Consider the following 10,280-nt stretch of genomic DNA (forward strand, 5'->3'; position numbering starts at 1 on the left):
GTCGCGGGCGATCCGGCTAGCACTTCACCGGCCAAACCATCTACGCCGGCGGCGGCAAACGCATGCTCTGACCCCCAGAGCGGTATCCGGCCACCGACCGGGGGTCAGGCCTGGAAACCGCAGCGGCGTTCGGCCAGCCGGGCGCGCAGCGGCGCGTAGTCGTGATCGGGGAACAACGTCGGGAAGACCTCGAGCATGATCTCCACGAACCGCCCGCAGACCTCGTGCTCACCATCGTCGTCCAGCGAGACGTCGGTGAACAGGAACTGCCAACCGTAGGTGCCCTTTGTGATGCGCAATGCCTCGAGGTAGCCGGGGAAGTCGAGGTCCATCCGGTGGTAGCCCTTGGTCGTCGCGTCGAACCACAGCTCTGGGTTGGCCACGCCCGGCTGGATCCGCAGCATCGACAGGTGCCCGACTCCGGCATGCGGGGTTCCGTCGAAGCAGCGGAACCCGGAATACAGCTGCAGCTCCTCGGGCGTGGGGTCGTACAAGCGCTCCACCAGCGGACCCGACTGGACCGCCCGGTGGATGTTGTCCAGGTAGAACTCCCCGGCGATGAGGCAGTCTTCGTCGTAGTCGGGGTTGGGATCGGGAACGTCCCACACCGCCGCAAGGCCGGAGAACCGCAGGTGGTACGGCTTCAGCGACGGGTCCAGCACGATGCCGTCCCGGTCGGCGAGTTCACCGAACGCCCGGTCGGCGTCTGCGTCGCCCAGCTGCCCCTGATCGGCGCTTTCCAGCCTGATCCCCGGGCAACTGCGCAATTCTTCCAGCACACCAAGCCACGTCGTCTCGTACGCGGTCAGCTCACTCATCATCGGTTTCTCCGGCTCGCAGCATTGGTGGTGTGTCACGCCGGACTCGAATTCCGGTGATCAACTGCTGCGACGTAGCGCAGGAGCGGATGGTTCCACGCACGGCACTTCCCAACCGTCGACGACGTGCGCCCAGAGCAGTACCGGATCCTCAGCGTTGTCGTGACGCCACTGAACCTGCTGGAAGTAGCGCCTCAGTCGAGGCAGAACTCGTTGCCCTCGATGTCCTGCATCACGATGCACGACTCGTTGTCGTCATCGGCAAGCAGTAGCCGCACGCGTACCGCGCCGAGCGGGACCAGTCGTGCGCACTCGGCCTCGAGTGTGGCGAGGCGCTCTTCACCCACGAGCCCGGTGCCGGCCCGAACGCAGAGGTGCAGCCGATTCTTGACGACCTTGCCTTCGGGAACGCGCTGGAAGTACAGTCGCGGGCCCACACCTGAGGGATCACTGCAGACGAACGCCGAACCCTGACGCTCAGGCGGCAGCGAGCGATCGAAATCATCCCAGGTAGCAAACCCTTCCGGTGGCGGCGGTACGACGTACCCCAACACCTCGCACCAGAAACGAGCGACGCGCTCAGGTTCTGCGCAGTCGAAGGTGACCTGGAACTGCTTGACCGACGCCATCGGTCCACCATAGTGGCGCGTGCTGTGCACCGAGACCCCGGATGTCATCGCCGCGCGGGTCGAGGTCTCGCGTGACATGAGTTGGTGACGCGCTGGGCCAGGTCGCATCCGGTCGTTGAATCTCGTCAGATTCAGCGAGACCGTGCCGCCTTCGACGAGACAGGACACCGCGTGGCTTACCCGATATGGGAGCCACGCCCTAGCGCGATTCCGACGGTGCGGCCGCGTCATGGGTGCCGTGCAGGTACCGCCCGGTCTCCATGTGGTCGAGCACGAGTTCGCCGACCAGCGCCACGTTCCGCTGAGCGATCGCGTCGTACAGCCTCCGATGCTCCTCGGCGACGCGCACCAGATCGTCGTGCTGGGCCAGCAACCACCGGATCCGGCTGCGCAGCGTCTGCCCCAGCTCGTTCAGCAGGTGGTTTCCGGCCAGCTCGGTGACGATCTCGTGGAAATCCGCCGCCGACCGACGCGCGGCAATGGCGTTGTCGACGCGTGCCGCCTCGATCTCGGCGTCCAGCGCGGCACGGAGCCGAGCCAGGCCCTCGCGGGTGTGGCGCTGCGCGGCGAGCTTGAACGTGAGCACCTCCAACGCGGAGCGAACCTCGTTGAAGTCGGCGATATCGGTGGGCGTGAACTCCCGCACGACCGCCCACGTCCGCGGCCTGGGCGTGACGAGGCCTTCAGCCACGAGCGTCTTCAAAGCGTCACGCACCGGCACCCTGCTCACGCCCAGCTCGTTGGCCAGGTCGCGCTCGACGAGCTTGCTCCCCGGCTTCCGGATGCCGTCGAGGATCTCGTCCCGGATGTGCCGGACGACTCGGGCCGATTCGGGCTCGTCTCCACCTGCAACTGCCATGCCGGCATTCTCCCATCTCCAAGAAATGCCACCACGTTCGCCGCACCGGTCACAGCAGTTATCGGTGTTTGGCGGCGAATTCGGTGAATTGCCGTGAAAAGCGCGGCGGATACGCGTCGGCTACGTAGCGTGGATCACATCACGCTTCAAGATGTCGGGAGTGTCAATGGTTCCGGGACAGACGGCGTTGATGCGGATGCCGCGCGACGCGTACTCGAGCCCGGCGCTCGCGTGTGTCGCACCTCGGGGCCGACTCGCACGGCGTGTGTTCGTGATGGGCGTGATCAGTCGGCGGCTTGGTTGGTGACGGTGAAGTCGTCGCGCTGCTCGGCTACGGTCTCGATCCCGGAGTCGATGTGGCCGAGTTCGACCAATCCGGTGGCATAGCCGGAGTCGCGGTAGGACACGGTCAGGTTGCCCCACGGTGCGCAATAGGCCAAGTCGCCTGCCAGGGCGCTGGTTCCGGCAGGGGCGTCCACTGTCGACAACTAGGTTGGTAGATCGCTGATCTTCTCAGTCGGATGAAAGTCGGTCAGGGTCAGTGTGAGTGGCAGTTGGGCGAAGAAGTCCCGCGCGGTTCGGCTGTCGTCAAGACTGACTTCGAACGTGGTGCCGTCGACGGATGCCGCTGCCCGCCGACCCCGGCCTGAACCCGGCACCCCCTCCGCCGACTCCATGACCCTCCTCGCCACCTGGGCCACCACCCAACGGCGACACCACGTCCGCGGCCACCATCGATCAGGCGGTTCACAACCGCGGTGAGCTTTCGCCACCCCGGCACCCCGAGCATGGACGGCCCGCGTCCTCGTAAGCATCAACGACCTCGCCGAGCTGTTCTCCATCGGCCGGGCCACTGTCCACTGCAACGAGACTCCAGCCGATCTCGAGCCGGCCGTCACCCGCCGGCTCGATGCAGCTAGAGGAAGGTCGACAGCAGCAGCGTCAGGGCGAGACCGGTGACGGAGATGATCGTCTCCATCACCGACCAGGTCTTGATGGTCTGGCCTATGGTCATGCCGAAGTACTCCTTGACCAGCCAGAAGCCGGCGTCGTTGACGTGGGAGAAGAACAGGGAGCCCGCACCGATGGCCAGCACGACCAGGGCCAGGTGCGTCGGCGACAGGTCCGCGGCGAACGGGGCCACGATTCCCGATGCGGTCACGGTTGCCACCGTGGCCGACCCGGTCGCAAGCCGCACCATCACGGCCACGAGCCAGCCCAGCACCAGCGCGGACAGGCTCGCCGCGACGGCGAGCTTCCCGATCGCGGTGCCGGCGCCACCGTCCACGAGCACCTGCTTGAAGCCACCGCCGGCACCGACGATCATCGTCGCGCTGACGATCGGCATCAGGCTCTCGCTGAGCTTCGTCGTCAGGGTGACCGGCGTGAATCCGACACCGGTGCCGAACGTAACCATCGCCAGCAGCACGGCGATCAGCAACGCCACCATCGGTTCCCCGATGAATTGCAGGAACGGGTAGATCCACGCGGTTTCGCTCATCCACACGTCTGCTGCGGCGCGGACCAGCATCAGCACCACCGGGGTGAGGATCGTGATGAGCGTCCAGGTGAAGCTCGGGCGACGCGTGCGTTCGCCCGACACCGCTGCCGATGTGGTGCCGTCCGCGCTCGGACCTGGACCGATGAGGTTTCCGCCCGCACCGAGTGCACCGATGGGCACCAGACGCGCCGCCACCTTGGCGTACAGGGGGCCGGCGATGATCACGGTCGGCACCGCGATGACCAGTCCGATGGCCAGGGTGATGCCGACGTTGGCGTGCAGGTTCCCGATCGCCACCAGCGGCCCAGGATGCGGGGGGACGAAGCCGTGCAGGACGGAGAGGCCTGCGAGGGCCGGGATCGCGAGGGACATCGCGGGCAGCTTGGACCGGCGGATCGTCAGCATGATGACGGGGATCAGCAGCACGAGGCCGATCTCGAAGAACATCGGGATGCCGATGATGAAGGCGATCAGGGCCATCCGCCACGGCAGCCCGCGGCGTCCGCCTGCCAGGATCTTGTCCACGATCTCGTCTGCCCCGCCCGAGTCGGCGAGCAGCTTGCCGAGCATCGCACCGAGCACGATCAGCACGCCGACGCTGCCGAGCACGTCGCCGACGCCTTTCTCGAACGAGAGGGCGACCTTGCCCAGACCGATACCGGACCCGATCCCGACGAACAGGGATCCGATCGTCAGTGCGAGGAAGCCGTGCATCTTCACCTTGACGATCAGCAGCACGACGATGGCGATCCCGATCGCGGCCACGACGAGAGTCTGCGTGTCCTGAGCGGTCCACGGCTCGTGGATCTTCTCGGCCGTGTCAACTGCAAGGAGAGTGGTCGGCATGTCACGGTCCCTTCGCGCCACCCAAGGGGTCCATCGTGGATCGGCAGCTGCGGCAAGCAGCGCCGCACCCGCCCGTACCCGTCGATCCTGCGCCGACCGGTGGCGACCTTCAACATGTGCCGTTGCGGGTAGGCGGACGGACGCCTTCCACGATCTGCGCCCCGCCCGAGCTGACCGTGGCCAGGGCGGAGTCGGCGCCGGCCACCACTCGCCAGGTCGCCGAGTCCAGGTAGGGCCAGCCGGGCTGCCAGTAGTGCGGATTCCGCGCCAGCGTCGCGGTCTGCCTGACGACCTGCGACTGGAGCGTGAAGGGACCGGCCCCGACCGGATGCAGCCCGTACTGCGATCCCCATTCCTGCACCCGGTCGACGAGGCGGTCATGCCCACGGCGTGGGTGGCGAGGTTCGTCGCAAGCGGCGCGAACGGCTGTTGGAGGTGGAGGACGACGGTGAGGTCGTCCACGGAGTCGATGGTCATGTCGCCGGGCAGGTAGGTGCCCTCGCCGGAGTGTTGGCCCGGATCGATCTGCCGTTGCAGGTTGAACTTCACCGCGGCCGAGTTGAGCGGTGTCCGTCGGAGAAGGTGACGTTCGGGCGCAACGAGATCGTCCAGGTCAACCCATCCGGGCCGACCGCGTGATTCGACGCCAGTCCGGGCTCGACGGTGCCCTGCGGGGTCAGGGTGAACAGGGTGTCGTAGATCGCGGCCAGCATCCCCTTGATCGGGGTCACCTGCGGGGCCGCCGGGTCGAGAGACTTCCACTGCTGGGTGTTCTCGACGATGGTCAGGCTGCCACCGGGGTGCGGTGCGCCGCCGGTGGACGCCGACGGCGTGCCGCACTGGATCTGGTCGAGCTGCGGAACATCCGAGCGCGGGCCGACGAGATGGGGATGTACCTGGAGACCGGGCTGGGCAAGGTGAACCCGTTCGCGATCCCGGAGGCTCCCAAGCCGCGTGCCGTGGGAGACGGGAACACGTTGCTGGGGTTCCGGCGGATGATGGAAGCGTGCGCCGCGATCGGCTGTCACGAGCTGTGGGGTTCGACGGCGATGGTCAAGCCGATGTTCGCCGGCAGGCTGACGTGGGACCGCTTCCGGACCGACGTACCCTGGGAGGAGCAGCTCGTCGCGATCGAGCGCTTCCTGGGCCGGCTGGCACCGTTCGCGCGTGATCTCGGAATCCACGTGAATCTTGAGACCCACGAGGAGATCACCTCCTTCGAGCTGGTGCGGCTGGTGGAGGCGGTCGGCTCCGACGTGATCGGGATCGTTTACGACACGGCCAATGCGCTGCATCGACTGGAACACCCGGTGTGGACGGCCCGCCGGGTGGCGCCGTACGTCCGGCAGACCCACATCAAGGACGCTCATGTCGCGCATGGGAAGGGCGGCCTGCACTACCAGCTGAGGCCGTGCGGAACCGGCGTGGTCGACTTCCACCAGGTGCTGCCGATCACCGCCGAGGCCAACCCGGAGGTGAACCTGACCCTGGAGAACCATGAGTCCTATGAGGACCGTCCGCGGTCGCCCGAGAAGTGGCTCCTGGAGGTCTACGACGAAGACTTCCTCCAGGCTCACCCCGACCTCGGCGTCGCCGAGCTGGCCGCGTACCTCAAGATGGTGCGGGACTACGAGGATCGCATCGCCTCCGGCGAGGTACCGGATCTGGACACCTACGCCGAACAGCCCTTCAGGTACACCGAGACGGTCCGCTACATCACCGACAGCGCGGCCCACGTGCGCGAGGTCCGCGAGACCGCCACCTCGCCGCGCGCGTCCTGACCTGACCCGGCTCAGACGACACCGGTACGCGACCAGGTCCCCGGGCGGTTCGGACGGGGACGCAGGCCCACCACACCGGCAACGAGCTGCTGGGGGAAGTGCTCGAGCCCCTGGTTGGGCGGGTCGGCTGGCTGCGCCGCAAGATCGAGGACTTCGACCTCATCCATGCCGAGCACGAGGCACTGTGCGAGGCCATCGCCTCGGGCGACCCGGACCGGGCCGCCGCCGCGGCCAGCGACCACGTGCGTGCCTCGCGGGCGCGCACCCTGGAGTTCTTGTTCGGCGCCTGACTCTGGGCCAGGCAGGAAGATCGGTCTGAGGTGGCGAGCCAGCAGGCTGAGCGATTCTCGCCGCACAATGACGAACGACGATTGTCCGGGCAAAGTTCTAGGAATCGCACTGATCAACTCCGTCAGCGACCTCAGCGACCCCTACTTCGCCGGATCATCGCGACCGGTAGTTTCACCTGTGCACTGTTGACCATCGCGATCACCATGGCCGCCGGGCGGGCTGTCCTGTTCACCACGGACCGCCGGATGGAGCGGCTGAACAGGAGCCTGCCGTGACCACCGCACTGATCATCGGCGACGTCCAGCGGGGCATCACGAGCAGCTACCCGTTCGCCAAGCAAGTCTTACCGCCGCTCACCGAACTGCTCCCGCGCGCCCGCGCGGCCGGTGCTCTCGTTGTGTTCGTGCGCTTCGCCGTCCGGGGCAACGGGGCCGACTTGCCGCCAGGCAACGCGATGTTCAGGACGTTCTACGAAGCCGGGGACACCTTCCACGAGGGATCGGCCGGAACCGAGATCGATCTGCCGGTTGCCGACGAGGACGTCGTCGTGCTGAAACGCCGCGCCAGCGCGTTCGCCGGCACAGATCTCGACTTCGTCCTCCGCGCTGGCGGCGTCGACACTCTCGCGGTCGCCGGAGTCGCGACCAGCGCAATGGTGGCTGCGACGTGCTACGACGCGGCGGACCGTGGCTACAACGTGACCGTGCTGCGGGACGGTTGCGCCGACGACGATCCGGCAATGCACGACTTCTTCATGGACGCCGTCTTCCCCAGTCGGGGATTTGAGGTCGTGCCCTGCGCCGGTTGGTCTTGACGCGCATCCTAGAACTTACGTTCTACATAGACGGCCACCCCGAATTCGCCGCCCGCTTCACCACCTGGTCGACGAGCTCACAACGTGGCCACAACGGCGAACGCGCCCCACGCCGACGTTCGACTGGGCAACAGAAACTCGTGACCCCAGCTGACGAGCACGTGTTCGAGGACCGCGCGAACGAAGGCCGCCCGCGCGATGTCGGAAAGGCCGCAAGTGGCCGACATGTCGTTTCCAGCGTCACCCGCCCGGCGCTCGGTAGTCGAACTCCTTCGACACCGCCTCGTCCACCTCGGCGGGCGTCAGCAGAACTACCGTTGCCGTGCGCGCCGCGCCGGAGCCGCTGACCGCTAGGCCGAGCGCTGCCGCCGAGGCGTTGTCCGGCAGGTCGACGACGACGTAGGTGTCGTAGTCGCCAAAGGCGAAGTAGAACGATTCCACCTCGCCACCGAGCTTGGCAATCGCGTTTCGCACCGCCTCCACCCGGCCCGTGCCGCCGTCCTTCCGCAGGCCTCTGACACCCTCGGCGGTGTAGGCCGCCCGCACCAGATACTTGGCCATTTCGATCACATCCCCTTGGTCGCGCACGGGCCGTTCACCCTCGCCCTGCTTAAGGAGGCCCAGGGTGCACGGTCCGTCGCCCGTGCCTTTGGCGAAAGAGCCCAAGGGCCTCGCACATCAGGTTGATTTCATTTGATTCAGGCTGCAATCGGACCGAACCAGAAGCCACTATCCGTAGCTGAACACGGCTGAACACGCTGGTCACCAAGTGTCAGCCCCACGGGCAGCACCCTCGGGGCCGCTACCGGGGATCATGCCGGCACCGGCTCGGCGCGCGACTCGATCACGTCGCCGACGATCTTCTCCAGCTTCGGAAGGGCCAGCATTTTCCGCCGTACCGCGGGTACCGCAGCGCGGTACCGCGGTTCGGCGAGAACCTCGAAAATCGCGTCCCGGACTTGTGAAGGGGTTGCGGTGAACCGATCGAGCAGAAGGCCCATGCCGCGCGCGGCCATTTCTCTTCCGTTGAGCGGCTGGTCGGCGAACCACGGAAGCATCACCATCGGGGTTTCGGCCTCGATCGCTTCTCGTGATCCACCGAACCCGCAATGCGTGACGAACACGTTGGCGCGCCGGAGCACGAGCGTTTGAGGCGCGTATTCCACCACGCGGATATGGCGAGGCTGTGGGAGGTACTGGGAGACGTTGCCGCGTCCGACCGCGACGATCACGGCGCCGTCGAAACCCGCCAGGGCTTCGAGAACGGTGTGGTTCGCCCGGTGGAAACCGGCCGCCATGCCGGGCGCGCAGTTTCCGGAACTCCCGAGCATCACGTAGACCAAGGGGGTGTCGTGCGGCAGCTCACGTACCCAGCGCGGGAGCACTTCGCGGGCTTGCCTGGGGTTCTCGTGGCGGTAGGGCTGGACTGCCGGAATGGGTAGGTCTGCGAGGAAGAGTTCCCGCGGCGCGGGGGTGAGCACCACGTGGTCCAGGCTGCTCGGTGTCCGGGGTTCGGGGCCGAGGCCGAGTGCCGAGCGGTGTTCGGTCAGCCTCGGACGGATGTGATCGGCGTGGTGATCCCAGACGTTGCGCAGCAGGCCGTTGTCGGCGGAGAGGTTCCGGATTCCCAGCGACAGCGCCAGAAGCGGTCCCGCCCACTCCGCGCAGTCGTTGACGACGACGTCGGGGGCCCAGTGCCTCGTGTGTTCCAGCAGGTCCTCGAACATCGGCAGCACGCACTGTCCGGCCAGGACCTCGCCGTAAAGCACCTGGCAGAAAGCTTCGTTGCCATCCCGGGCCAAGGCCGACGTCAGCCGCCGCTCGATGTCCGGGTCCGCGGTCCAGTCGAGCCCGGCCGGAAGGTGGGGGATGCCGTACGACCTGGTCACGAGGCGCTCCATCGACGCCGCTGTCGCCAGCCGCACGTCGTGCCCGCGCCTCAGCATCGCTCGTGCCAACGGTTCGTGCGGCCGGATGTGGGCCGGCAGGGCCAGCGACGTGAACAGGATTCTCAGCGGATTGGCTCCGTCAGCGACGGATGACGGACTCCCGTCTGCCGAGTTCATGCATTATCAGCGCAGAACACGCACTGTCCTTCCGCGTGGGGTTCGTCACCAGGGCCTGGCCGCGATCGACGCGATGCATCTGCGAGCATTCCTACCGGCCTCGGCGGATTAGTGGGCACCCGCGGACCGTGGTGCTGCCTGAACATTGCGGGAGTCTTGCCTCTTCGGTCATCGCCGAGGCTCGGGAAATGCTTCTGAAACAGGTATTAAAGACACAACGGTCTGACGCGCGACATCTCCACGTGGTCATCTCTGCTGCCAGTTTGGCGCTTAGAGCGTGTCTCGTTTCGCGAGTTTCTTGAAGCAGGTGAGGGCGGCGGCGAGGGTGAGGAAGGCGCAGAAGTGGTTGGCATAGCGCTCGTAGCGGATGGTCAGTCGCCGGTAGCCGAACAGCCAGGCGATGCATCGTTCGATGACCCAGCGGTGTTTGCCGAGTTTCTCGCTGGACTCGACGCCTTTGCGGGCGATGCGTACGGTGATTCCCTGTCTGCGTATCCAGTCTCGGAGTGCGGTCTGATCGTAGGCTTTGTCGGCGTGGAGCTTGTCCGGCTTGCGCCGGCGGGGCCCGCGCCGGGACTTGACGGCGGGGATCGCCAGAACGAGCGGCTTGAGGGCATGTGCGTCATTGGTGTTGGCGGCCGAGACCGCGACCGCCAGCGGCAGTCCCGCCCGGTC

11 protein-coding genes and 2 pseudogenes are annotated in these 10,280 nt (G+C 66.7%); 3 read left to right on the forward strand and 10 right to left on the reverse strand.

The window, feature by feature from the left end; genetic code table 11:
* Positions 1–104 precede the first annotated feature (104 nt).
* The 7 genes and pseudogenes from AB0I53_RS09250 to AB0I53_RS09280 form a co-directional block, all read right to left on the reverse strand.
* Positions 105–818 (reverse strand): hypothetical protein, encoded by a 714-nt coding sequence (locus tag AB0I53_RS09250; RefSeq protein ID WP_358598935.1) that lies wholly within the window; start codon positions 816–818, stop codon positions 105–107.
* 194 nt (positions 819–1,012) lie between these two features.
* Complete coding sequence (locus tag AB0I53_RS09255) at positions 1,013–1,447, reverse strand: VOC family protein (protein ID WP_358598938.1); 435 nt, start codon at positions 1,445–1,447, stop codon at positions 1,013–1,015.
* Positions 1,448–1,646: 199 nt separating this feature from the next.
* Positions 1,647–2,306, reverse strand: coding sequence for a GntR family transcriptional regulator (locus tag AB0I53_RS09260; protein ID WP_358598941.1), 660 nt, complete (start codon positions 2,304–2,306; stop codon positions 1,647–1,649).
* A 284-nt stretch (positions 2,307–2,590) separates the two neighbouring features.
* Positions 2,591–3,148, reverse strand: a pseudogene (locus AB0I53_RS09265) (cyclophilin-like fold protein).
* A 74-nt stretch (positions 3,149–3,222) separates the two neighbouring features.
* Positions 3,223–4,653, reverse strand: coding sequence for a gluconate:H+ symporter (locus tag AB0I53_RS09270; RefSeq protein WP_358598944.1), 1,431 nt, complete (start codon positions 4,651–4,653; stop codon positions 3,223–3,225).
* A 109-nt stretch (positions 4,654–4,762) separates the two neighbouring features.
* Entirely contained in the window at positions 4,763–5,014 is a 252-nt protein-coding gene (locus tag AB0I53_RS09275) for an ABC transporter substrate-binding protein (RefSeq protein ID WP_358598947.1), read from the reverse strand.
* Positions 5,015–5,198: 184 nt separating this feature from the next.
* The gene (locus tag AB0I53_RS09280) at positions 5,199–5,384 is read right to left on the reverse strand and encodes an ABC transporter substrate-binding protein (RefSeq protein WP_358598950.1); all 186 of its coding nucleotides are present in this window, start codon (positions 5,382–5,384) and stop codon (positions 5,199–5,201) included.
* Positions 5,385–5,453: 69 nt separating this feature from the next.
* On the opposite strand from AB0I53_RS09280, the gene AB0I53_RS09285 reads away from it, so the two are divergent.
* The 3 genes and pseudogenes from AB0I53_RS09285 to AB0I53_RS09295 all read left to right on the forward strand — a co-directional run bounded on the left by AB0I53_RS09285 (position 5,454) and on the right by AB0I53_RS09295 (position 7,539).
* Positions 5,454–6,434 (forward strand): sugar phosphate isomerase/epimerase family protein, encoded by a 981-nt coding sequence (locus tag AB0I53_RS09285; RefSeq protein WP_358598953.1) that lies wholly within the window; start codon positions 5,454–5,456, stop codon positions 6,432–6,434.
* A gap of 77 nt (positions 6,435–6,511) precedes the next feature.
* Positions 6,512–6,724 (forward strand): annotated as a pseudogene (locus AB0I53_RS09290) (FCD domain-containing protein); the annotation flags it as partial.
* A gap of 272 nt (positions 6,725–6,996) precedes the next feature.
* Positions 6,997–7,539, forward strand: a complete 543-nt coding sequence (locus AB0I53_RS09295) for an isochorismatase family cysteine hydrolase (protein ID WP_358598956.1) — start codon at positions 6,997–6,999, stop codon at positions 7,537–7,539.
* Positions 7,540–7,779: 240 nt separating this feature from the next.
* On the opposite strand, the gene AB0I53_RS09300 is transcribed toward AB0I53_RS09295, so the two are convergent.
* From AB0I53_RS09300 to AB0I53_RS09310, 3 genes are all read right to left on the reverse strand, one after another.
* A complete protein-coding gene (locus AB0I53_RS09300; RefSeq protein WP_358598959.1) occupies positions 7,780–8,100 on the reverse strand; it encodes a GYD domain-containing protein in 321 nt (106 codons plus the stop codon).
* 251 nt (positions 8,101–8,351) lie between these two features.
* Entirely contained in the window at positions 8,352–9,428 is a 1,077-nt protein-coding gene (locus AB0I53_RS09305) for a glycosyltransferase (RefSeq protein ID WP_358598962.1), read from the reverse strand.
* A 447-nt stretch (positions 9,429–9,875) separates the two neighbouring features.
* On the reverse strand, positions 9,876–10,280 hold a 405-nt coding region (locus AB0I53_RS09310), incomplete at its 5' end, for an IS5 family transposase (RefSeq protein ID WP_358598965.1).

The sequence above is a fragment of the Saccharopolyspora sp. NPDC050389 genome, from assembly GCF_040655595.1.
In the GTDB taxonomy this organism is placed as follows: Bacteria; Actinomycetota; Actinomycetes; order Mycobacteriales; family Pseudonocardiaceae; genus Saccharopolyspora.

What these genes read in the sequence shown, in the direction of transcription:
- AB0I53_RS09260 (WP_358598941.1), bottom strand. Translation starts at nt 2,306, where the DNA reads ATGGCAGTTGCAGGTGGAGACGAGCCCGAATCGGCCCGAGTCGTCCGG.
- AB0I53_RS09250 (WP_358598935.1), bottom strand. Translation starts at nt 818, where the DNA reads ATGAGTGAGCTGACCGCGTACGAGACGACGTGGCTTGGTGTGCTGGAA.
- AB0I53_RS09255 (WP_358598938.1), bottom strand. Translation starts at nt 1,447, where the DNA reads ATGGCGTCGGTCAAGCAGTTCCAGGTCACCTTCGACTGCGCAGAACCT.
- AB0I53_RS09270 (WP_358598944.1), bottom strand. Translation starts at nt 4,653, where the DNA reads ATGCCGACCACTCTCCTTGCAGTTGACACGGCCGAGAAGATCCACGAG.
- AB0I53_RS09300 (WP_358598959.1), bottom strand. Translation starts at nt 8,100, where the DNA reads ATGGCCAAGTATCTGGTGCGGGCGGCCTACACCGCCGAGGGTGTCAGA.